Annotated in this window: 22 protein-coding genes and 1 tRNA gene; 14 read left to right on the forward strand and 9 right to left on the reverse strand. The window is 62.3% G+C overall.

All coding sequences use genetic code 11. The annotated features are described in order from the left end of the window. Positions 1-58 precede the first annotated feature (58 nt). Both rapZ and BLT65_RS11335 read left to right on the forward strand, forming a co-directional pair. Positions 59-952, forward strand: coding sequence for an RNase adapter RapZ (gene rapZ, locus BLT65_RS11330; protein ID WP_091777788.1), 894 nt, complete (start codon positions 59-61; stop codon positions 950-952). A gap of 64 nt (positions 953-1,016) precedes the next feature. Beyond that, positions 1,017-1,652, forward strand: coding sequence for an LON peptidase substrate-binding domain-containing protein (locus BLT65_RS11335; protein ID WP_042306311.1), 636 nt, complete (start codon positions 1,017-1,019; stop codon positions 1,650-1,652). A 9-nt stretch (positions 1,653-1,661) separates the two neighbouring features. Here the strand turns inward: BLT65_RS11335 and mutY are convergent, their stop codons facing one another. Together mutY and mutM are read right to left on the reverse strand one after the other, a co-directional pair. Then, a complete protein-coding gene (gene mutY / locus BLT65_RS11340) occupies positions 1,662-2,765 on the reverse strand; it encodes an A/G-specific adenine glycosylase (RefSeq protein WP_091777790.1) in 1,104 nt (367 codons plus the stop codon). A 7-nt stretch (positions 2,766-2,772) separates the two neighbouring features. Next, a complete protein-coding gene (mutM, locus tag BLT65_RS11345; RefSeq protein ID WP_091777792.1) occupies positions 2,773-3,603 on the reverse strand; it encodes a bifunctional DNA-formamidopyrimidine glycosylase/DNA-(apurinic or apyrimidinic site) lyase in 831 nt (276 codons plus the stop codon). Between the two features lie 46 nt (positions 3,604-3,649). Between mutM and BLT65_RS46420 the strand changes: the two genes are divergently transcribed. The 9 genes from BLT65_RS46420 to hisC all read left to right on the forward strand — a co-directional run bounded on the left by BLT65_RS46420 (position 3,650) and on the right by hisC (position 10,993). Continuing rightward, the gene (locus BLT65_RS46420; protein WP_156132275.1) at positions 3,650-3,895 is read left to right on the forward strand and encodes a hypothetical protein; all 246 of its coding nucleotides are present in this window, start codon (positions 3,650-3,652) and stop codon (positions 3,893-3,895) included. Next, the gene (locus BLT65_RS11350; RefSeq protein ID WP_042306314.1) at positions 3,892-5,733 is read left to right on the forward strand and encodes a tetratricopeptide repeat protein; all 1,842 of its coding nucleotides are present in this window, start codon (positions 3,892-3,894) and stop codon (positions 5,731-5,733) included. The genes BLT65_RS46420 and BLT65_RS11350 overlap by 4 nt, the downstream gene beginning before the upstream one ends. Further along, positions 5,733-6,365, forward strand: coding sequence for a lipoprotein insertase outer membrane protein LolB (gene lolB / locus BLT65_RS11355; RefSeq protein WP_091777794.1), 633 nt, complete (start codon positions 5,733-5,735; stop codon positions 6,363-6,365). The genes BLT65_RS11350 and lolB overlap by 1 nt, the downstream gene beginning before the upstream one ends. Before the next feature lie 26 nt (positions 6,366-6,391). After that, positions 6,392-7,273 carry a 4-(cytidine 5'-diphospho)-2-C-methyl-D-erythritol kinase gene (gene ispE / locus BLT65_RS11360; RefSeq protein ID WP_091777797.1) on the forward strand — a complete coding sequence of 294 codons (882 nt, stop codon included), beginning with the start codon at positions 6,392-6,394 and terminating at the stop codon, positions 7,271-7,273. A 51-nt stretch (positions 7,274-7,324) separates the two neighbouring features. Beyond that, positions 7,325-7,401, forward strand: a tRNA-Gln gene (locus BLT65_RS11365). A gap of 47 nt (positions 7,402-7,448) precedes the next feature. After that, positions 7,449-8,405 carry a ribose-phosphate pyrophosphokinase gene (locus BLT65_RS11370; protein WP_007579691.1) on the forward strand — a complete coding sequence of 319 codons (957 nt, stop codon included), beginning with the start codon at positions 7,449-7,451 and terminating at the stop codon, positions 8,403-8,405. Positions 8,406-8,544: 139 nt separating this feature from the next. Next, on the forward strand, positions 8,545-9,156 hold the full coding sequence (locus BLT65_RS11375) for a 50S ribosomal protein L25/general stress protein Ctc (RefSeq protein ID WP_042306317.1): 612 nt from the start codon (positions 8,545-8,547) through the stop codon (positions 9,154-9,156). Positions 9,157-9,276: 120 nt separating this feature from the next. After that, on the forward strand, positions 9,277-9,879 hold the full coding sequence (pth, locus tag BLT65_RS11380; protein ID WP_007579689.1) for an aminoacyl-tRNA hydrolase: 603 nt from the start codon (positions 9,277-9,279) through the stop codon (positions 9,877-9,879). A gap of 34 nt (positions 9,880-9,913) precedes the next feature. Beyond that, positions 9,914-10,993 carry a histidinol-phosphate transaminase gene (hisC, locus tag BLT65_RS11385; protein WP_091777799.1) on the forward strand — a complete coding sequence of 360 codons (1,080 nt, stop codon included), beginning with the start codon at positions 9,914-9,916 and terminating at the stop codon, positions 10,991-10,993. Between the two features lie 65 nt (positions 10,994-11,058). Here the strand turns inward: hisC and BLT65_RS11390 are convergent, their stop codons facing one another. The 3 genes from BLT65_RS11390 to rsmD form a co-directional block, all read right to left on the reverse strand. Continuing rightward, complete coding sequence (locus tag BLT65_RS11390) at positions 11,059-11,316, reverse strand: YfhL family 4Fe-4S dicluster ferredoxin (protein WP_042306319.1); 258 nt, start codon at positions 11,314-11,316, stop codon at positions 11,059-11,061. A gap of 145 nt (positions 11,317-11,461) precedes the next feature. Continuing rightward, positions 11,462-11,971 carry a pantetheine-phosphate adenylyltransferase gene (gene coaD / locus BLT65_RS11395; protein ID WP_007579686.1) on the reverse strand — a complete coding sequence of 170 codons (510 nt, stop codon included), beginning with the start codon at positions 11,969-11,971 and terminating at the stop codon, positions 11,462-11,464. A 117-nt stretch (positions 11,972-12,088) separates the two neighbouring features. Next, positions 12,089-12,727: a 16S rRNA (guanine(966)-N(2))-methyltransferase RsmD gene (gene rsmD / locus BLT65_RS11400; protein ID WP_091777801.1), complete on the reverse strand. Its 639-nt coding sequence runs from the start codon at positions 12,725-12,727 to the stop codon at positions 12,089-12,091. Between the two features lie 300 nt (positions 12,728-13,027). On the opposite strand from rsmD, the gene ftsY reads away from it, so the two are divergent. Beyond that, a complete protein-coding gene (ftsY, locus tag BLT65_RS11405) occupies positions 13,028-14,188 on the forward strand; it encodes a signal recognition particle-docking protein FtsY (protein ID WP_091777804.1) in 1,161 nt (386 codons plus the stop codon). Between the two features lie 87 nt (positions 14,189-14,275). On the opposite strand, the gene maiA is transcribed toward ftsY, so the two are convergent. Together maiA and BLT65_RS11415 are read right to left on the reverse strand one after the other, a co-directional pair. Next, complete coding sequence (gene maiA, locus BLT65_RS11410; RefSeq protein ID WP_091777806.1) at positions 14,276-14,920, reverse strand: maleylacetoacetate isomerase; 645 nt, start codon at positions 14,918-14,920, stop codon at positions 14,276-14,278. A gap of 34 nt (positions 14,921-14,954) precedes the next feature. Continuing rightward, on the reverse strand, positions 14,955-15,653 hold the full coding sequence (locus BLT65_RS11415) for a fumarylacetoacetate hydrolase family protein (protein ID WP_042306363.1): 699 nt from the start codon (positions 15,651-15,653) through the stop codon (positions 14,955-14,957). 265 nt (positions 15,654-15,918) lie between these two features. On the opposite strand from BLT65_RS11415, the gene ybiB reads away from it, so the two are divergent. Then, positions 15,919-16,887, forward strand: coding sequence for a DNA-binding protein YbiB (ybiB, locus tag BLT65_RS11420; protein WP_091777808.1), 969 nt, complete (start codon positions 15,919-15,921; stop codon positions 16,885-16,887). Positions 16,888-17,399: 512 nt separating this feature from the next. Continuing rightward, positions 17,400-19,058 (forward strand): 2-isopropylmalate synthase, encoded by a 1,659-nt coding sequence (gene leuA, locus BLT65_RS11425; RefSeq protein ID WP_091777810.1) that lies wholly within the window; start codon positions 17,400-17,402, stop codon positions 19,056-19,058. Between the two features lie 154 nt (positions 19,059-19,212). On the opposite strand, the gene BLT65_RS11430 is transcribed toward leuA, so the two are convergent. Both BLT65_RS11430 and BLT65_RS11435 read right to left on the reverse strand, forming a co-directional pair. Beyond that, positions 19,213-19,596: a nuclear transport factor 2 family protein gene (locus BLT65_RS11430; protein ID WP_091777812.1), complete on the reverse strand. Its 384-nt coding sequence runs from the start codon at positions 19,594-19,596 to the stop codon at positions 19,213-19,215. 45 nt (positions 19,597-19,641) lie between these two features. Next, entirely contained in the window at positions 19,642-20,205 is a 564-nt protein-coding gene (locus tag BLT65_RS11435) for an acyloxyacyl hydrolase (protein WP_091777814.1), read from the reverse strand. Positions 20,206-20,425 lie beyond the last annotated feature (220 nt).

A 20,425-nucleotide genomic window follows, 5' to 3' on the forward strand; every position in this document is an offset into this window, starting at 1 on the left:
CGGCGGCACAGCGGGTGACACCGGATGCTATGATGAACCCAACGGATTCCACGACTCCATGCGCATTATCCTGATCACCGGTATCTCCGGCTCCGGCAAGTCTGTCGCTTTGAACGCGCTCGAAGACGCGGGCTACTACTGCGTCGACAATTTGCCGCCGCGCTTTCTGCCCGATCTCGCCGCGTACCTCGCGGGCGACGGCCAGGACCGGCTCGCCGTGGCGATCGACGCGCGCTCGGGCGCCTCGCTCGACGACATGCCGCAAATGATCCGCGATCTCGCCGGCCAGCACGACGTACGCGTTTTGTTCCTGAACGCCAGCACGCAGGCGCTGATCCAACGCTTTTCCGAAACACGCCGCCGCCATCCGCTGTCGGGCTCGCCCGCACACGATGCCGACGTCGGCGTGCTGACGTCGCTTGCCGAAGCGATCGAGCGCGAGCGCGAACTCGTCGCGGGCCTGGCCGAATTCGGCCACCAGATCGATACCAGCAACTTGCGGGCAAACGTTTTACGCGCGTGGGTCAAGCGTTTCATCGAGCAAGAGCACACGGGCCTCGCGCTGATGTTCGAGTCGTTCGGCTTCAAGCGCGGCGTACCGCTCGACGCCGACTTCGTGTTCGACGTGCGCACGCTGCCGAATCCCTATTACGACCGCGAACTGCGTCCGCTGACAGGACTCGACAAGCCCGTCATCGATTTCCTCGATGCACTGCCCGTGGTTCAGCAGATGATCGGCGACATCGAGTCGTTCCTGCAGAAATGGCTGCCGCATTTCCGCGACGACAATCGCAGTTATCTCACCGTTGCAATTGGTTGTACGGGCGGACAGCACCGCTCGGTATTCATCGCCGAAACGCTTGCCGCGCGTTTCGCGAGCGAAGCAAACGTGCTAGTGCGGCATCGCGATGCGCCGATCAACGTCGACGACTCATCGAAACTGGTCGCCTGAGTTATCCGATGGTGGCCCGACCGGCCGTCGCTCGCAGCGGCGGCCCTAACCGAAGCGTTGCGCCATGTCCTCTACACCGTCCGTGCTTGCCGATGTGCCGCTGTTTCCTTTGCACACCGTTCTTTTTCCCGATGGACTGCTGCCGCTGAAGATCTTCGAGGCACGCTATCTCGACATGGCGCGCGACTGTCTGCGCGACAACACATCGTTCGGCGTGTGTCTGCTGAAAAGCGGCGGGGAAGTCGCGCAGCCCGATGAGCCGTCCGTGCCGGAGCACGTCGGTTGCCTCGCGGAAATTGACGTGTGCGATGTCGACGAGTTCGGCATGCTGCTGATTCGCGCGCGCGGCACCGCGCGGTTCCGGCTGCTGTCGCATCGTGTCGAACAAGGCGGCCTGCTCGTCGGGATGGCCGAGTTGATCGGCAGCGACGTGCCGCTCGAAGGCACCCATTACATGGAAAAGTTCGGCGCGTGTGCGGAAGTGCTGGAGCGCATCATCGCGACGATCCGCGAGCGCGATGCCGAGAGCCTGCCGTTCCTCGAGCCGTTCAAGCTCGACGATCCGACCTGGGTGTCGAACCGCCTGTCCGAAGTGCTGCCTATCGCCCTGAAGGCACGGCAAAAGCTGATGGAGCTGCAGGACGCCGGCGCACGGATCGACATCGTGCATCACTACATGCAGCAGCATCAGCTGCTGTAGCGCCGCCGTTCAGATCAGCGAACCCTGCAGGCCTTCGAGCAGCCTGCGCACGGGCGCGGGCACGCCATACGCGTCCAGTTCGTTCAGCGACATCCATACCGTATCGGCATCGCGAACGCTCACGGCTTTCGACGCATGATCGAACTCCGCAATGCGCGGCTCGATGTCGAGCTTGAAGTGCGTGAACACGTGCGTGAGCGGCGCGAGCGGCGACACATCCGCTGTCGCGCCGAAGTCGCGCGCGAGTTGCGCGAGCGCCGCTTCATCCGCCGCTTCCGGCAGACTCCACAAGCCGCCCCAGATGCCAGACGGCGGGCGCTTTTCGAGCATCACCGTGTCACCGTCGCGTAGAAGCAGCATCCACGTGCGGCGCGTCGGCACCGTTTTCTTCGGGCGCGCCGCCGGTAGTTCGCGCTGACGGCCCGTCACATTCGCCACGCAATCGGCGGCGAACGGACAGCGCACGCAATCCGGCTTGCCGCGCGCACACAGCGTCGCGCCGAAATCCATCAGACCCTGCGTGTAGGCGCTGATGTCGTCGTCGGTCGCATTCACGGGCAGCAGCGATTCCGCCAGCAGCCACATACCGTTCTCGACTTTCTTCTCGCCCGGAAAACCTTCGACACCGAACACGCGCGCAAGCACGCGCTTCACGTTGCCGTCGAGAATCGTCGCACGGGCGCCGAATGCGAATGATGCAATCGCGGCCGCCGTCGATCGTCCGATACCCGGCAACTCCGCGAGCGCTTCCACGCTCCCAGGAAAGCGCCCGCCATGCTGCTCGACGACGACCTGCGCGCAGCGATGCAGATTGCGCGCGCGCGTGTAGTAGCCGAGGCCGGCCCAAAGCGTCATCACGTCGTCGGCGGGCGCGGCGGCGAGTGCGGCGACATCCGGAAAACGCGCGAGAAAACGCCCGTAGTACGGAATCACCGTCGACACCTGGGTCTGCTGCAACATGATTTCGGACAGCCAGATGCGGTACGGGTCGCGCGTGTTCTGCCACGGCAGGTCGTGACGGCCGTGTTCGCGCTGCCATGCGATCAGGCGCACAGAGAAATCGGACAGCGTGGGTATCGTAGGAAAAACAGTCGTGGAAGCGGGAACGGACATGAACGGATCAGCGCTGACAGGTCGGACAGTAGTAAGTGGAGCGTTGCCCCTGCACGATCTGTTTGATCGGCGTGCCGCACACGCGGCATGGCAGACCCGCGCGATCATAGACGAAATAGTCGAGCTGGAAGTAGCCGCTCTCGCCATTACTGCCGACGAAATCGCGCAACGTGCTACCGCCCTTCTCGATTGCGGCGGCAAGCGTGACGCGCACGGCGTCTGCAAGCAGACCGTAACGTACCAGCGAGATGCGCCCGGCGGCTGTGGTCGGCCGGATACCCGCGCGAAAGAGGCTTTCAGATGCGTAAATGTTGCCCACGCCGACGACGATGTCGCCTGCAAGCAGCGCCTGCTTCACCGAAATCTTCCGGCCGCGCGTCTTTCGATGCAACAGCGCACCGGAGAACGAAGGCGCGAACGGCTCGACTCCGAGGTCCGCCAGCAGCGGATGTTCGAGCACGTCGCCTGCCGAGCGCGTGTGCCATAACACAGCGCCAAAGCGGCGCGGATCGCGGAAGCGCAAAATGAAGTCGTCGAAAACCCAGTCGACGTGATCGTGCTTCGCAGCGGCCGGCGGATGCGGCACGTTGCGCAGGACCCTGAGCGTCCCCGTCATGCCGAGATGCACGATGAACCAGCCTTCGTCGATCTCGAACAGCAGGTACTTGCCGCGCCGCGCCACCTTGTGGACCAGCCGGCCCTGCAGCAGACGTGCGAAACCGGGCGGAATCGGCCAGCGCAGCGTTGGCGTGCGCACTTCGACGCGCTTGACACGATGTCCGGCCACGTACGGTTCGATTCCGCGTCGGGTAACCTCGACTTCTGGTAACTCTGGCATGTTTAGGCCTGTTATCGCTAACAACGGGCTTGCGCTCGACGTCCGAATGGCCGGGCGCAAAAAATGGAACGAAGTGGATACCGGACGTATCCACAAGGAACATGACGCGCGAATGGCCCTTCCGGCGGCCAGCCGCATAAAGGATTTTGCAATCGGCGGATCGCGCCTTTGCGGCCGCAAGCCCGTTATTGGCGCGGACGCGCACGACTGGTCTGCAACTTGCGTCCGCGGTTATGCGCTTATTGTAGCGAGCGCGTTACAATCGACTGAAACATTGAACGGATATGTATGAACCTGTCCATCGTTAAGCAGTTTTTGAAGCGCCGGACCGGTGCGAATGGCGTGCCGCACGCTGTTTCCGCACGCCGGCTGCTGGGTGTGGCCGCGCTGGCTGTCTGGGCGCTCGGCGCATTGCCCGCGCATGCGCAGGACCCATCGCCCGATACGGATGACAACACCGTCTCCGTGCAAGATGCTTTCGGCCCCGATTCCGCCGACGAAAAAGCCAATCTGCCCAGCGTAGCGTTGACGAGCCAGATCGTGTTCCAGGTGCTCGCGGCGGAAGTCGCGCTGCAACGCAACCAGCCCGCGCCCGCGTATCAAACCTATCTCTCGCTCGCGCGCGACACGCACGATCCGCGCATGGCGCAGCGCGCGACGGAAATCGCGCTCGCCGCGCAGAGCCCGTCGGATGCGCTGACGGCTGCGCAATTGTGGCAACAGTATGCGCCGCAATCGGAACGCGCCGCGCAACTGGATGCGTCGCTGCTCGTGCTGTCGGGCAAGCCTGACGACGCGAAGCCGATGCTCGCGAAAGAACTCGCGAAGATTCCGCCTGAAAACCGCGGCAACGGCATTCTCGCGCTGCAACTGCTGATCTCGCGCGGGCCGAATCGTATCGGCGGCCTGCACGTGCTGCAGGATCTGGTCGCGAACGACCTGAACCGCCCCGAAGCGCAATTCGCAATCGCGCGTCAGCAGCTCATTTCCGACGATGCACCCGGCGCGCGCAAATCGCTCGAACAGGCGCTGAAGCTGAAGCCCGACTATCTGCCCGCAGCGTTGATGCTGTCGCAGATGGGACCGGAAGAGCGCAAGGAAGGCATCGCGTCGATCGAGAAGTACGTGCAGGCGAATCCGAAGTCGCACGAGGCTCGGCTTGCGCTCGCGCAAATGTATCTGGCCAGCGACCGCCTCGACGACGCGCAGAAGCAGTTCGAGTTCATGCAGAAGGACAACCCGAACGATCTGACGCCGTTGATGGCGCTCGCGCTCATCAAGATCCAGCAGAAGAACTTGCCGGAAGCGCAGAACTATCTGCAGCAATATGCGCAAAAGGCCGAGAAGACGCCGGGCGCCGATCCGGGGCAGGCGTATATCTATCTCGCGCAGTTGTCGCTGGAACAGAAAGATACGGCAGGCGCGAACCGCTGGCTGGATAAGATTCCCGCCACGAGCACGCAGTACATTCCCGCGCAGATCACGCGCGCGCAATTGCTGCAAAGAGACGGCAAATCCGATGACGCGCGCAAGCTGCTCGCCGGCATTCGCACGCAGGACCCGCATGAGCAGGCGCTGATCGCACGCACCGACGCCGCGATCCTGTTCGACGCGAAGCGCTACCCGGAGGCCGAAGCGCGTCTTGCCCAGGCCACCACCGATTTCCCCGACGACCCCGATCTCACGTACGACTACGCGATGGCTGCGGAAAAGAACGGCCATTTCGACGTGATGGAAACGCAGTTGCGCAAGCTGATGCGTACGCAACCAGACAACGCGCAGGCGTACAACGCGCTCGGCTATTCGCTCGCGGACCGCAACCAGCGTCTGCAGGAAGCGGACAAGCTGGTCGAGAAGGCGCTGGCGTTGTCGCCGAACGATGCGTTCATCATGGACAGCGTCGGTTGGGTCAAGTACCGGCTCGGCGATACCAACGATGCGATCAAGGTGCTGCGCAAGGCCTACGATCTGCAACCGAACGCCGAAATCGGCGCGCATCTCGGCGAAGTGCTGTGGAAGAGCGGCGACCAGGACCAGGCGCGCGCGGCATGGCGCGATGCCCGCAAGCTCGAACCCGACAACGATACGCTCGTCAAAACGCTCAAACGTTTTCAGGTGAACGATCTCTGATGCACTTTTCTTTTCCTGTGTTTTCCTTTCCAGCGCCGCGCCGCGCGGCGCTGGGTCTCGCAGCCGCAGCCATCGTCGCCTTGTCGGGCTGCGCGTCCGTACAGCCGCAAGGTCCGTCCACGTCGAATGCAGCAACGGCCGTCACCGCGCAGACCACCCGCGCGTATCACGGCCGCTTTGCAGTTCAGTACGTCGACCAGAACGGGCAGCAGCGCAATGCGTATGGCAATTTCGACTGGCAGGAACGCGGCGACACCGTGACGCTGCAACTGCGCAACCCGCTCGGACAGACAATGGCGATCGTCACGTCGTCGCCATCGGCCGCCACGCTCGAACTGCCGAACCGTCAGCCGCTGACGGCCGATAACGTCTCCACGCTGATGCAGAACGCGCTGGGCTTCGCGCTGCCTGTCGAAGGGCTGCGCTATTGGCTGCAGCCGTCGGTTGCGCCGACATCGAAGGCGAAGACCGAGAAAGATCCACAGCAGGATACGCGTCTGAAGGAGATTCAACAGGACGGCTGGACGATCGACTACATCGCCTATGCCGATGCGCCTGCAACCGGCGTGAAGCGCGTGAATCTCGCGCGCACCGAACCACCGCTCGACATCAAGCTCGTGCTCGACCAGTAACCCGCACGCGCGCCTTGCAAAGACTCATGATCGAAACGAACGACTCGCTGCGCGACTGCCTCGCTCCAGCGAAGCTGAACCTCTTCCTGCATATCACCGGCCGTCTGCCGAACGGATATCACGCACTGCAGACGGTATTCCAGTTGCTCGACTGGGGCGACACGCTGCACTTCACGCGTCGCGACGACGGCGCGATCACGCGCGGCACCGACATCGCCGACGTTCCCGCCGAGACCGACCTCACCGTTCGCGCGGCGAAGCTGCTGAAGGAACACACAGGCACGCGCCTGGGCGTGAACATCGAGATCGACAAAGTACTGCCGATGGGCGCGGGCCTTGGCGGCGGCAGCTCGGATGCCGCGACGACGCTGCTTGCGCTGAACCGTCTGTGGAAGCTCGATCTGCCGCGCGCGGAGTTGCAAGCGCTCGCATTGAAGCTCGGCGCAGACGTGCCATTTTTTGTTTTTGGAAAAAATGCATTCGCAGAGGGTGTCGGCGAAGCACTCGAGCATGTACAATTGCCGCCGCGCCACTTTCTGGTGGTGACACCGAGGGTTCACGTTCCAACGTCAGCAATTTTTTCAGAAAAAGCGTTGACAAGAGATACAAAGGCTCTCATAATTACGGACTTTCTTGCACAGCAAAGTTGCAGCGCAGAATGGCCTGATAGCTTCGGCCGGAATGACATGCAGCAAGTTGTCGTGGGAAAATACGCGGAAGTTGCGCAGGTGCTTAGATGGTTTGATAACATCGCGCCGGCGCGGATGACGGGATCAGGCGCAAGCGTTTTTGCAGCGTTCCGTAGTAGAGATCAAGCAGTCGCGGCGCAAGCCAAACTGCCAGTCGAATGGAACAGCGCAGTAACGGCAAGTCTGGATACGCATCCACTCTTTGCTTTCGCGGCATAAGTTTCGCGGCACTGAACGGCCTACACGTTCAGTGAAGCTCAAAGTTAGTGTAGGGGAGTCGCCAAGTTGGTTAAGGCACCGGATTTTGATTCCGGCATTCGAGGGTTCGAGTCCTTCCTCCCCTGCCAAAAATTCTCGCAGTTCCTCGCCTCCCACAGCCTGAAGCAGGTGCATGATGAGCAGCCATGACGGCCTGATGGTTTTTACTGGCAACGCAAATCCAGCGCTTGCACAGGAAGTCGTCAAGATCCTCGGTATTCCCCTCGGCAAAGCAATGGTCTCCCGTTTCTCCGACGGTGAGATCCAGGTCGAGATTCAGGAAAACGTACGTGGCAAGGACGTCTTCGTCCTCCAGTCCACCTGCGCGCCGACCAACGACAATCTGATGGAACTGATGATCATGGTCGATGCGCTCAAGCGCGCATCCGCTGGCCGGATCACTGCAGCCATCCCCTACTTCGGCTATGCCCGTCAGGATCGACGCCCGCGTTCGGCGCGCGTTGCCATCTCGGCGAAGGTCGTGGCGAACATGCTGGAAATCGCTGGCGTCGAGCGGATCATCACGATGGATCTGCACGCTGACCAGATTCAAGGTTTCTTCGACATTCCCGTCGACAACATCTACGCTACGCCCGTTCTGCTCGGCGATCTGCGCAAGCAGAATCACGAGAACCTGCTGGTCGTGTCACCGGACGTCGGCGGTGTGGTTCGCGCCCGTGCGCTGGCCAAGCAGCTGAACTGCGATCTCGCCATCATCGACAAGCGTCGCCCGAAGGCGAACGTCGCCGAAGTGATGAACATCATCGGTGAAGTCGACGGCCGCACCTGCGTGATCATGGACGACATGGTCGACACGGCCGGTACGCTCTGCAAGGCAGCGCAAGTGCTGAAAGAACGCGGCGCAACGAAGGTGTTCGCTTACGCGACTCACCCGGTTCTGTCGGGTGGCGCTGGTCCGCGCATCGCGGCATCGGCACTCGACGAACTCGTCGTCACCGACACGATCCCGCTCAGCGAAGAAGCCCGCTCATGCACGAAGATCCGCTCGCTGACGAGCGCCGGTCTGCTAGCTGAAACGTTCTCGCGTATCCGACGCGGCGACTCGGTGATGTCGCTGTTCGCGGAAGGCTAAAGTATTCGCGAAGGCGCCGCATGATGAATGCGGCGCTTTTGCATTCGGCGTGAACGAACGAAGGTTCATGCCGGTTTGTCTGGGGTCTTCAACAAGGCCCGTTTTACTGCCTGGTCGCGGGCAGATAATGGAGATTCAAATGAAAGTAGTCGCTTTCGAGCGTAATTTGCAAGGTACGGGTGCGAGCCGCCGCCTGCGTAACTCGGGCAAGGCCCCGGGCATCGTGTACGGCGCTGGCGAACCGCAACTGATCGAACTCGATCACAACGCGCTGTGGCACGCTCTGAAGAAAGAAGCATTCCACTCGTCGATCCTCGAACTGGAAGTGGCAGGCAAGTCGCAACAGGTTCTGCTGCGCGACGTGCAATACCACCCCTTCCGTCAGATCATCCTGCACGTGGACTTCCAGCGCGTCGACGCGAAGAAGAAGCTGCACACGAAGGTGCCGCTCCACTTCATGAATCAGGAAACCAACCCGGCTGTGAAGACGGGTGGCGCGATCATCTCGCACGTCATCAACGAAATCGAAATCGAATGCCTGCCGGCCGCTCTGCCGGAATTCATCGAAGTCGATCTGGTGAAGATCGAAGCGGGTCAATCGCTGCACGCAACGGACATCGTTCTGCCGGCTGGCGTCGCACTGGTTTCGCACCTCGTCGCAGAAAACCCGGTGATCGTTTCGGCGCCGGTTCCTGCTGGTGCCCAGTCGGAAGAAGCGTCGGCTGAAGGCGAAAAGCCGGCTGCCGAATAAGACCGCTATCCTCTCGATCCGTTTCAATGGAACGGTCGACGTAACCCGCCGCGGTTCGCCCCGGCGGGTTTTTTTTCGTTTTTTTCAGGTTGCGCGGCATGCCGCGTGGCCCACTCGAACATGATCAAGCTGATCGTCGGGCTCGGCAATCCGGGCGCCGAATACACCGCGACGCGTCACAACGCCGGTTTCTGGCTCGTCGACCAACTGGCGCGTGAAGCCGGCGCGACGTTGCGCGACGAGCGGCGCTTTCACGGTTTCTATGCGAAAGCGCGTCTGTATGGCGAGGAAGTGCATCTGCTGGAGCCGCAGACGTACATGAACCGCTCGGGTCAATCGGTCGTTGCGCTCGCGCATTTCTTCAAGGTCCTGCCGGACCAGATCCTCGTCGCGCATGACGAACTCGATCTGCCGCCTGGCACCGTGAAGCTGAAGCTCGGCGGCGGAAGCGGCGGGCACAATGGCCTGAAGGACATTTCCGCGCATCTGTCGACGCAGCAATACTGGCGCTTGCGCATCGGCATCGGGCATCCGCGCGACCTGATTCCCGAAAGCGCACGCGCGGGCGCGAAGCCCGACGTCGCGAACTTCGTGCTGAAGCCGCCGCGCCGGGAAGAGCAGGACGTCATCGATGAATCGATCGAACGCGCGCTCGCGGTGATGCCGACCGTCGTCAAGGGCGAACTCGAACGCGCGATGATGCAGTTGCATCGCAATCCCTGACTGCAGGTTGCGACAGCTAAAAGAGGAGCAGAACTTGAGCCGCTACTGGAGCGATATCGTTCACCGGTTGACGCCGTACGTGCCGGGCGAGCAGCCCGCGCTCGCGCATCCCGTGAAGCTGAACACCAACGAGAACCCGTATCCGCCCTCGCCCGCCGTCGTGAGCGCGATTCGCAACGAGCTTGGCGATACCGCCGAGTCGCTGCGCCGTTATCCCGATCCGACGGCACGCGTGTTGCGCGAGACTGTCGCCGCGCATCACGGGCTCAAGGTGGATCAGGTGTTTGCCGGCAACGGTTCGGATGAAGTGCTCGCCACTGTATTTCAGGCGCTTCTGAAGCACGACAAGCCGATTCTCTTTCCGGACGTCACATACAGCTTCTATCCGACCTACGCGCGTCTCTACGACGTCGCGTACCGGACCATTCCTCTCGACGATGCCTTTCAGATCTGCATCGACGACTACACGCAACCAAACGGCGGCGTTCTCTTCCCCAATCCCAACGCGCCAACGGGTCATGCACTGCCACTTTCGGATATCGAACGACTTGTCGCATCGAATCCGAATTCAGTCGTCGTTATCGACGAGGCGTATGTGGACTTCGGCGCGCAATCTGCGATCTCACTGATCGGCAAGTATCCGAATCTTCTCGTCGTGCATACGACGTCGAAGTCGCGCTCGCTTGCCGGGATGCGTGTGGGCTTTGCGTTCGGCGATGCCGCGTTGATCGATGCGTTGAACCGCGTGAAGGACAGCTTCAATTCGTATCCGCTAGACCGTCTCGCGCAGGCCGCTGCGACCGCGGCATACAAGGACGACGTGTGGTTCCGCGAATGCACCGAAAAGGTCATCGCGAGCCGCGAACGAATGACGGCGCAACTGACGGCGCTGGGCTTCGAAGTGGTGCCGTCGGCGGCGAATTTCGTGTTCGCGCGTCACGAGGGCTATGACGCAGCAACGTTGGCCGCGCAGCTCAGGGAAAGGGAAATCTTCGTGCGGCACTTCAAGCTGCCGCGCATTGATCAGCATCTGCGCATCTCGATCGGCACCGATGCCGAGTGCAACACGCTGCTGGATGCATTGAAGGATATTCTCGGCGGGTACGTCGGCTAAAGCGCCGGCAACGATACAAACGGCGCGCCGTGAATGACACGTACGGCGCGCCGCCTTCAGATGAATCAGTCGCCCTTCGCAGCCTGCAACCCGTTGTACTTCTCCATCAACTGGTCCGGCGTCTCCAGATGTTCCGGATTGCGCGGAATACATTCGACGGGACACACCTGCACGCATTGCGGCTCATCGAAATGGCCAACGCATTCGGTACACTTCTTCGGGTCGATCACATAGATTTCCGGGCCCATCGAAATCGCGTCGTTCGGGCACTCGGGCTCGCAAACGTCGCAATTGATACACTCGTCGGTAATCATCAGGGCCATGCTGTTCTCACTTCATGCCGGCACGCGTGCTCTGCATGCCGGCTAACGTTCCGTAATCCGCAATTTTACGCCTGACGGATAGACCACGTTGAGCATCCGGTTATCGCGGACAACGTACGTACCACGCCGTCAGGCGTGGCCAGGATCACGGTTTGGCGGCGGCTCGCGCCTCTTCTAGCACGGCGACTTTGTCCTGCAGCCGCTTTTCGACGGACGGGAACACGAACTTGCTCACGTCCCCACCGAGTTGCGCGATTTCGCGGACGATCGTGCCCGAGATGAACTGATATTGATCCGACGGCGTCATGAACATGGTCTCGACGTCGGGCAGCAGATAGCGGTTCATGCCGGCCATCTGAAACTCGTACTCGAAGTCCGACACGGCGCGTAGCCCGCGCACGATCACGCGCGCGTTGTTGACGCGGACGAAATCCTTCAATAGCCCCTTGAAGCTCATCACCTGAACGTTCGGATAGTGGCCGAGCACTTCGTTCGCAATCTCGAGCCGCTCTTCGAGGTTAAAGAATGGCCGCTTGTTGCGGCTATCCGCTACCCCCACCACCAGCGTGTCGAAAATGCTCGATGCGCGACGCACGAGGTCTTCGTGACCGCGCGTGAGCGGATCGAACGTACCCGGATACACGGCGACAACCATGGGATTTCTCCTCTCTACAGACTAGAAGGCGTGCCGGAACACGCCCCGCAGGACTCGTCTGACGACGATACCGCGCGCGTAACGGCGAGCCGCCCGGCGCTTGTTATGGAACGCGCATTATTCCTCATTTTCGCGCTGCAGCAAATGATAGTGGACGGCGCCTGCCTTGCCCTGCCGTACCACGGACCAGCCTTCCAACGCCGCATGTCCGGCGGCATCGAGCAATTCGCCCGACTCGACATACAGGAAGCCATCCGCGCTGATCAGCGGCGTGGCGAGTTCGAGGGCGCGGTCGAGCAGATCTTCGTCGAACGGCGGATCGAGGAACACGACGTCGAACGAGCCGGGCGCGAGGCTCGCCGCAAGACGCAACCCATCGGCTTCGGCAACTTCGATTGCGCCCGCCGCCAGTTTGGCCTGATTCGCCCGCAGTTGCGCCGCCGCGCGCGCATTGCGCTCGACCATCAGTACGCGCGCCGCGCCGCGCGACGCGGCCTCGAAGCCAAGCGCGCCGCTCCCGGCGAAAAGATCGAGACAGCGCTGGCCGTCGAGCCGCTGGCCGAGCCAGTTGAACAGCGTTTCGCGGACGCGATCGGGTGTCGGCCGCAGCCCGTCGAGATCGATCACGGGCAGCGGCGTACGCTTCCAGTCGCCGCCGATAATGCGGATAGTGTGCGGTTGGCCACGGCCGGAAGGCGCGCTTTTTGCGCCGGTTTTTGCAGCGGGCTTCGCGCGTGAAGGGGAAGTACGGGACATGCGATTCGTGTATTGAGCGTGCGCCCGCCGATCGTCGATAAATACATCGATCGGGGGGCCGGAGCGCCAACGTTACCACACGCGCGCAGCCGCCTTCGCCAAAGTTCACTACGGCTGTGTACTCGTGCCGGCGCTCACGACGCCGCCTGACGCGCCTGATAAAATGTGCGGCTTCCAGCGCTTCGCATCATTCGCTGCCATGCGGACGCCGCCGAACTGTCGCGTGGCTCGCCGCCGTTCGTCGCCACGCGTTGCCGGGCCAAAGCAGGAATCCGGCGCAATCTCACTCCAGTCCAGACCATGTTCAGCTTTTTCAAACGATTCAAGGGTTCCAAGGCGCCCGACGACACGCCTGAAGCGCCGCAGGCCGATTCCGGCGCCGACGTCGACATGCAGGACGTGGCTGAGCCGGAAGCACCCGCCGCCGCGCGCTCGCAAGCCGTCCCTGACTCGGCCGATGCGCCTGAATTCGATCCCAATTACGTCCCTGACGCCGCCGACTTCGAAGATGCGGACGACGAAGCCGCCGAAATCATCCCGCCGCCGGTGCCCGAAGCAGCCGAAAAGCGTTCGTGGCTGACGCGCCTTCGCAGCGGCCTGTCGAAAACCAGTTCGAGCATCACGGGCATCTTCGTCGGCGCGAAGATCGACGAAGACCTGTACGAAGAACTGGAAACGGCGCTGCTGATGTCCGACGCGGGCGTCGACGCGACCGAGTTTCTGCTCGAAGCACTGCGCGAGAAAGTGCGCGCCGAGCGACTCACCGATCCGCAGCAGGTCAAGGGCGCGCTGCGCACGCTGCTGGTCGATCTGCTGAAACCGCTGGAAAAGTCGCTGACGCTCGGCCACTACCAGCCGACCGTGATGATGATCGCGGGCGTCAACGGCGCGGGCAAAACCACCAGCATCGGCAAGCTCGCGAAGCATATGCAGCACTTCAACCAGTCGGTGCTGCTGGCTGCGGGCGACACGTTCCGCGCCGCCGCGCGCGAACAGCTCGCGATCTGGGGCCAGCGCAACAACGTGACGGTCGTGCAGCAGGAAAGCGGCGACCCCGCCGCGGTGATTTTCGACGCCGTCGGTGCCGCGCGCGCCCGCAAGATCAACGTGGTGATGGCGGACACGGCCGGCCGTCTGCCGACGCAGCTTCATCTGATGGAAGAACTGCGCAAGGTGAAGCGCGTGGTCGGCAAGGCGATGGACGGCGCGCCGCATGAAGTGCTGCTCGTGATCGATGCCAACACTGGTCAGAACGCGCTCGCGCAAGTGAAGGCTTTCGACGATGCGCTCGGCCTGACTGGCCTGATCGTGACGAAGCTCGACGGCACGGCGAAGGGTGGCATTCTCGCGGCGATCGCGCGGCAACGTCCCGTGCCTGTGTACTTTATCGGCGTAGGCGAGAAGGTCGAAGATTTGCAGCCGTTCAGCGCCGAAGAGTTTTCGGATGCGTTGCTGGGTTGATGTCTTGCCCTTTTAGGGCTGACAGCGGGTGAAATAAAAAGGGCGTCATGCATCCGCATGACGCCCTTTTTTCATTGCTTCAGCGCTTCACTCGGCATCAGGCTGCACGCCGGGTTCCGCGCGCGCGAACCCGTCGAGTGTGTTCGCGTGCTCGCAGATGCGCCGGATGGTCGGATACGGACTCATATCGACATTGAAGCGGTTCGCGTTGAACACCTGCGGCACGAGGCAGATATCGGCGATGGTGGGCGTATCGCCGAAGCACAGCTTGCCCGCGCGGCCATCCGCGACGAGATATTCTTCGAGCGCGGCAAAGCCCGAGCTGATCCAATGGAGATACCACGCGTCCTTTACCTCGTCGTTCACGCCCACGGTGCGCTTCAGATACTTCAGCACGCGCAGATTGTTCAACGGATGAATCTCGCACGCGAGCTGCTGAACGATCGAGCGGACATACGCACGATCGACGGGCTTCGACGGCAGCAGCGGCGGCTCGGGATGCGTCTCTTCGAGATACTCGATGATCGCGAGCGACTGCGTGATCACCTGGTCGCCGTCCACCAGCGTGGGAACGATGGCATCGTGATTGAGCTTGCGGTATTCGGGCTTGAACTGCTCGCCGCCGTCGCGCAACAGGTGCACGGGCAGGTACTCGTAAGGCAGGTTCTTCAGGTTCAGCGCGATCCGCACGCGATACGACGCTGAACTGCGAAAATAACTGTACAGCTTCATTGTCTTGTACTCCCCCTGAATGGCGCTGGCGATATCAGACAACGCGCACGCTGAACTCGCCCAGCCCGTCCACGCCACCCTTCATCAGATCGCCCTGAACGACCGCGCCGACACCTTCCGGCGTGCCCGTGAAAATCAGGTCGCCCGGTTGCAGTTCAAACAGCGTCGACAGATAAGCGATTGTCTCGGCGACGGACCAGATCAGTTGCGACACGTCCGAACGCTGCTTTTCCTCACCGTTGACGGTCAGCCAGATCGCGCCCTTGCCGACCTGACCGACTTTCGAAACGGGATGGATCGGGCCGAGCGGCGCCGAATGGTCGAAGCCCTTTGCGGTGTCCCACGGACGGCCCAGCTTCTTCGCTTCCGCCTGCAGGTCGCGGCGGGTCATGTCGAGACCGAGCGCGTAGCCGTAGACGTGATCAAGCGCGTTGTCCGCCGAGATGTTCTTGCCTGCCTTGCCGATTGCCGCGACGAGTTCCATCTCAAAGTGAACGTTCTTCGACTGCGCGGGATACGGAAATTCGCCCGTTGCTCCGGGAGCGACATACAGCACGGCATCGGCGGGCTTGGCGAAGAAGAACGGCGGTTCGCGATCGGGATCATGGCCCATTTCGCGCGCGTGCGCCTCGTAATTGCGACCGACGCAGTAAATGCGTCGCACCGCGAATTGATCGTCCGATCCGACGACTGGCACTGCCGTCACCGGCGCTGGCGCAAACACGTAACCCATTCCGTTCTCCGTCTTTTGTTGAGCCGCTCCGACGCGGCGAAGCATTGAGTGTAACGCGGCGCCGATTCCCGCGTAGCCTGGCCGAACGGCCAGGTGGCGCGCGCTGAAGCCGTCCCGTAAGGTTCATGGCAGGCCATGAATTTGCTCGCATTCTGCAGGTACACCCGGCGTGCGATACTCGAAAGGAAACGTAGCGCGCCGTAGCAGCGCTCGCGGCGCGTGCAAAGCGTCGTTGCCCGCCGTCCCCCACATACCGATTTGCCCGATGACCGATCTCACCGACACCACTCCCTTTCCCTGCGCCCGATTCATCAAGGAAATCGGCCGCGGCCCCAACGGCGCGCGCGCGCTCACGCCGGAGGACACGCACGCGCTGTACAGCGCGATGCTCGACGGCCGCGTCTCCGACCTGGAACTGGGCGCGATCCTGCTGGCGTACCGTGTGAAAGGCGAATCCGCCGACGAGCTGGCCGCGATGCTCGCGGCCGCCCACGCTTCGTTCGCGCCCGTCAACGTGAAGCACGGTGCGTATCAGGCCGTGTCGATTCCGAGCTACAACGGCGCGCGCAAGCAGCCGAACCTCGTGCCGCTGCTGGCGTTGCTGCTCGCACGCGAAGGCGTGCCCGTACTGGTGCATGGCGTGACGGAAGATCCGGGCCGCGTGACGAGCGCCGAAATTTTTGCGCATCTGAACGTCGCGCCCGCGCAGACGCACGCGGATATCGAAACGAGCCTCGCAAACCAGCAGGTCGCGTTCGCACCCATCGGAACACTCGCGCCGAAGCTGGCGCGGCTTCTATCGCTACGCCGGCGGATGGGCGTGCGCAATTCGACCCACACGCTCGTGAAGATTCTTCAACCCTTCGCGCCGGCGGGCCTGCGGCTCGTGAACTACACGCACCCGCCGTATCGCGAGAGCCTGACCCAGCTGTTCGTCTCGCATCCGGACATGGCTGTCGGCGGCGCGCTGCTCGCGCGCGGCACCGAAGGCGAGGCTGTCGCCGACACACGCCGCCAGGTGCAGATCGACTGGCTGCATGACGGCATCTGCGAGACACGCGTTTCGGCCGAGCGCTCGTCGCCGGATGCGCCCGAGGTCGACTTGCCCGAAGGTCGCGACGCGCCGACCACGGCTGCCTGGATCGCAGCCGCGCTGAACGGTGAAGCGCCCGTGCCGGCCGCGATCACGCGTCAGGTCGAACTGATTGTCGACATCGCGCGGAAGGCCGCCTGACAAGGGCTGACAGCCTTCCGCTCTCCTCGGCGAACGCTCCCGGGAACGCATCGCAGCGAATGGCGGGTTGACAGCCCCCCACCGCCTCGCTTATCTTGTAAAAATGCGTTCCATTCCGAACACCCTCCGAATTACCCTCGGCCGCCTAGCGCGGCCCCTATCGCTACGTCTAGCGTAAGCAAGGCGTAGCGCCGCACGCAGTCGCCACAGCGGCTCGCGGCGGTCCTCAAAAGCAGTTCCAGTTTCACCCCAATCCGTAGTTCCTTCAAAACCTGTAGTCGTCCGTATTCGTCCGTTTACCACTCGGACGAATCGCGAGGGTCAAATGCACGTTGCATGGGCGTCCGTTCCGATCGTTGCTTTCGTCGTCGTTCAGACGACGCTGTTTGTTCGCGCCCGTTCGTTGCTCCCGCTAGCGCCCGGCTTGCGGGACGTGCATCTGTGGCATCCCGCCAGCCGCTCGACGCCACCTCACCCAGCACACGACTAGACGAATCGAACGAGGCCTCAACATGTTGCGCAACCCTGCCGAGAAGTACCGCCCTTTCCCCACCGTCCGTTTGACCGGCCGCAAGTGGCCCACCCGTACGATCGAGCACGCGCCGATCTGGATGAGCACCGATCTGCGCGACGGCAACCAGTCGCTGATCGAGCCGTTGAGCATCGCGCAGAAGACGGAGTTCTTCGAGATGCTCGTCGCGATCGGTTTCAAGGAGATCGAAGTCGGTTTTCCGTCGGCGTCGCAAACCGACTTCGATTTCGTCCGCAAGCTGATCGACGAAAAGCGCATTCCTGACGACGTGACCATCGAAGTGCTCGTGCAGTCGCGCGCCGACCTGATCGCGCGCACGTTCGAGGCGCTCGAAGGCGTGCCGCGCGCGATCGTCCATCTGTACAACGCGATCGCGCCGTCGTTCCGCAAGATCGTGTTCGGGCTGTCGCAGGAAGAGGTGAAGGCGCTGGCAGTGGAAGGCACGCGGATCATCCGCGAACATGCCGACGCCCGTCCGCAGACGCACTGGACCTACCAGTATTCGCCCGAAACCTTCAGCATGACCGAGTTGCCGTTCGCGCGCGAAGTCTGCGACGCCGTCGCGCAGACGTGGCGCCCGACGCGCGATCACAAGATGATCGTGAACCTGCCCGCCACCGTCGAAGCCGCGACGCCGAACGTGTACGCCGACCAGATCGAGTGGATGGACCGCAATCTCGGCTATCGCGACAGCATCGTGTTGTCGGTGCATCCGCATAACGACCGCGGCACGGCCGTCGCCGCAGCCGAACTCGCGTTGATGGCGGGCGCGGACCGTATCGAAGGGTGTCTGTTCGGCAACGGCGAGCGCACGGGCAACGTCGATATCGTGACGCTTGCGATGAATCTCTATACGCAGGGCATCGATCCCGGCCTCGATTTCTCGGACATCGATGCCGTGCGCCGCGTGGTCGAGTGCTGCAACCAGATACCCGTGCATCCGCGTCATCCGTATGCGGGCGATCTCGTCTACACGGCGTTCTCCGGCTCGCATCAGGACGCGATCCGCAAGGGCTTCGCGCAGCAACAGCCCGATGCCGTCTGGGAAGTGCCGTATCTGCCCATCGATCCCGCCGACGTCGGCCGCAGCTACGACGCCGTGATCCGCGTGAACAGCCAGTCGGGCAAAGGAGGCGCGACGTATCTGGTCGAGCGCGGCATGGGCTTCGTGTTGCCGCGGCGCGTGCAGATCGAATTCAGCCACGCGGTGCAGACGGTGGCGGATCAGTCAGGCGAGGAAGTGACGGGCGACGCGATCTGCGCGCTCTTTACCCGCGAATATTTCGAGGCGGACGGTCCGGCGCAGCGCGTCAGCGGATCGACGGTGCGCTGGAACAAGCGCGAGATTGCCGTGCCCGCGACGGCGGCGGCGAGCGTCGACGGTCATGAAGCGTATGCGAAGGCCGTTGCGCAAGAAATGGCGACGGCTTCGAAGCAAACCATCGAAATTACATCGTTCGAGACGGCGCGCACCACGGACGGCCGCACGGTCGTGTTCGTCGCCAGCCGCGTGGGCGAGCAGCCGATGCGTCACGGCATCGGCGTAGCGGAGGATGAAATGACGGCTGTCGTCGATGCCGTAGTCAGCGGCGTCAATCGCGCGGGTTGGGCGGCTGTCGACCGGCGCGTCGCGGCGTAACGGCAAGCAGTCACGTAACGGCGAACCGAGGCAAGGCAAAAACGAACAGACAAGACCGCAGAAGCGCAAACGCCGGCGATTCAACCGTCGCCGGCACGCACGGACCGCTCACGAGGCGGCTTCCGTCAGATAAAGAGTGATGGTGCGATCCGCTTCACTCGATTGCGCAACGCGTCGCCTGCCACGCGATCAGTTGCCATTTGCCGTCTTCCTGCGCCTGAATCGCCATGTAGGCGATCGGAAAGAGCAGCGCGCCGCTATTCGCTTCCATCTCGATCAGCGCGCGCCCCGTGACGACGCAAGTCTCGCGGCCGACAGGCAGCACGTCCTGCGACTGCACCTCGATCTGGCGGTAGCGGCGGCGCCCGGCCGTGATGGCGTCGATGAACTGCTGCTTCGACTCGCGCTTGCCGTTCGTGTGGACGTAAATGACGCTATCCGACAGCAGCGCGTCGAGCTGCTGTCCGTTTCCTTCCACCATCGCGCGAAAGCGATCGCGCTCGAGCCCGCGAATCGCTTCAATCACTTTTGCCGGCATCGCGTTCGCCCCTATCGACGACGGCGCCGACAACGGCAGCGGTCGTCAGAAGTTGTACTGCACGTAAATCTGCTGGAAATTTATACCAGGATTCGGCTCTTTGATACTTGCATTGGAGATGTGCTGAAAGCGGTAGCCAAATTGGTACTGCTGACGCGAGCCGAATTGCGCTCCGACGCCCACCATGTCGGCGAACTGGAATGCGGAACTGAGCGTGTAACTCGACGCGATACTCGGATGGGTCAAAACCCGTACACCAATGCCCGCCTCGATGAATGGACGGATCGCGCCCGAGCCCTTGATGAACCGCACGACCGGCGTCACGCCGAATTCACCGATATTGTCGTGATCGTTGCCTTCGTCCGTATGCCACCACGCGGCGTGCGCCTCGCCGATCAGCGCGAAATGCCAGTCGCCGATTTCCCACCAGGTCAGATTAGGGTCCCAGACGAAGCCCAGGTCGAGCTTTCGAACGTGGTGCTCGGCGAGACCGCCCGCGATCTGAACGCCGAACTGGTCCGCCGAAGCCAGACCCGATACGCCGAAAAGCGCTGCAGCGACGGCACATTTAAGTGCCAGATTAGACGAGGAATTGTTCTTTTTTTCCATCGTGCGTCCACCGAGTACGAGGTTTAGCAGGGGCAACGTGCAGCGACATTCTAGAGACAGAAGCAACTATCTGACCCTTTAATAACAACTGAAAACTCACAAATCACTGCTTCTGTTTCCGAAAAAATCTTACCGACGATTTCAGAATCATGCCGCAGCCGAGGAATGCTAAGCGTTCGGTGCCAAACCCGCAGATGAGGTACGATGCTATTGAACGTGC

The sequence above is a fragment of the Paraburkholderia steynii genome, assembly GCF_900100565.1.
GTDB lineage: Bacteria > Pseudomonadota > Gammaproteobacteria > Burkholderiales > Burkholderiaceae > Paraburkholderia > Paraburkholderia terrae.

Bases quoted from the DNA above. Each gene is read 5' to 3' on its own strand.
- BLT65_RS11350 (WP_042306314.1), top strand. From the start codon at position 3,892: ATGAACCTGTCCATCGTTAAGCAGTTTTTGAAGCGCCGGACCGGTGCG.
- ybiB (WP_091777808.1), top strand. From the start codon at position 15,919: ATGACCGATCTCACCGACACCACTCCCTTTCCCTGCGCCCGATTCATC.
- rsmD (WP_091777801.1), bottom strand. From the start codon at position 12,727: ATGTCCCGTACTTCCCCTTCACGCGCGAAGCCCGCTGCAAAAACCGGC.
- BLT65_RS11375 (WP_042306317.1), top strand. From the start codon at position 8,545: ATGAAAGTAGTCGCTTTCGAGCGTAATTTGCAAGGTACGGGTGCGAGC.
- BLT65_RS11435 (WP_091777814.1), bottom strand. From the start codon at position 20,205: ATGGAAAAAAAGAACAATTCCTCGTCTAATCTGGCACTTAAATGTGCC.
- rapZ (WP_091777788.1), top strand. From the start codon at position 59: ATGCGCATTATCCTGATCACCGGTATCTCCGGCTCCGGCAAGTCTGTC.
- BLT65_RS11335 (WP_042306311.1), top strand. From the start codon at position 1,017: ATGTCCTCTACACCGTCCGTGCTTGCCGATGTGCCGCTGTTTCCTTTG.
- BLT65_RS11370 (WP_007579691.1), top strand. From the start codon at position 7,449: ATGAGCAGCCATGACGGCCTGATGGTTTTTACTGGCAACGCAAATCCA.
- lolB (WP_091777794.1), top strand. From the start codon at position 5,733: ATGCACTTTTCTTTTCCTGTGTTTTCCTTTCCAGCGCCGCGCCGCGCG.
- pth (WP_007579689.1), top strand. From the start codon at position 9,277: ATGATCAAGCTGATCGTCGGGCTCGGCAATCCGGGCGCCGAATACACC.
- mutM (WP_091777792.1), bottom strand. From the start codon at position 3,603: ATGCCAGAGTTACCAGAAGTCGAGGTTACCCGACGCGGAATCGAACCG.
- maiA (WP_091777806.1), bottom strand. From the start codon at position 14,920: ATGAAGCTGTACAGTTATTTTCGCAGTTCAGCGTCGTATCGCGTGCGG.
- BLT65_RS11430 (WP_091777812.1), bottom strand. From the start codon at position 19,596: ATGCCGGCAAAAGTGATTGAAGCGATTCGCGGGCTCGAGCGCGATCGC.
- BLT65_RS11415 (WP_042306363.1), bottom strand. From the start codon at position 15,653: ATGGGTTACGTGTTTGCGCCAGCGCCGGTGACGGCAGTGCCAGTCGTC.
- leuA (WP_091777810.1), top strand. From the start codon at position 17,400: ATGTTGCGCAACCCTGCCGAGAAGTACCGCCCTTTCCCCACCGTCCGT.
- ftsY (WP_091777804.1), top strand. From the start codon at position 13,028: ATGTTCAGCTTTTTCAAACGATTCAAGGGTTCCAAGGCGCCCGACGAC.
- coaD (WP_007579686.1), bottom strand. From the start codon at position 11,971: ATGGTTGTCGCCGTGTATCCGGGTACGTTCGATCCGCTCACGCGCGGT.
- mutY (WP_091777790.1), bottom strand. From the start codon at position 2,765: ATGTCCGTTCCCGCTTCCACGACTGTTTTTCCTACGATACCCACGCTG.
- ispE (WP_091777797.1), top strand. From the start codon at position 6,392: ATGATCGAAACGAACGACTCGCTGCGCGACTGCCTCGCTCCAGCGAAG.
- BLT65_RS46420 (WP_156132275.1), top strand. From the start codon at position 3,650: ATGGCCGGGCGCAAAAAATGGAACGAAGTGGATACCGGACGTATCCAC.
- BLT65_RS11390 (WP_042306319.1), bottom strand. From the start codon at position 11,316: ATGGCCCTGATGATTACCGACGAGTGTATCAATTGCGACGTTTGCGAG.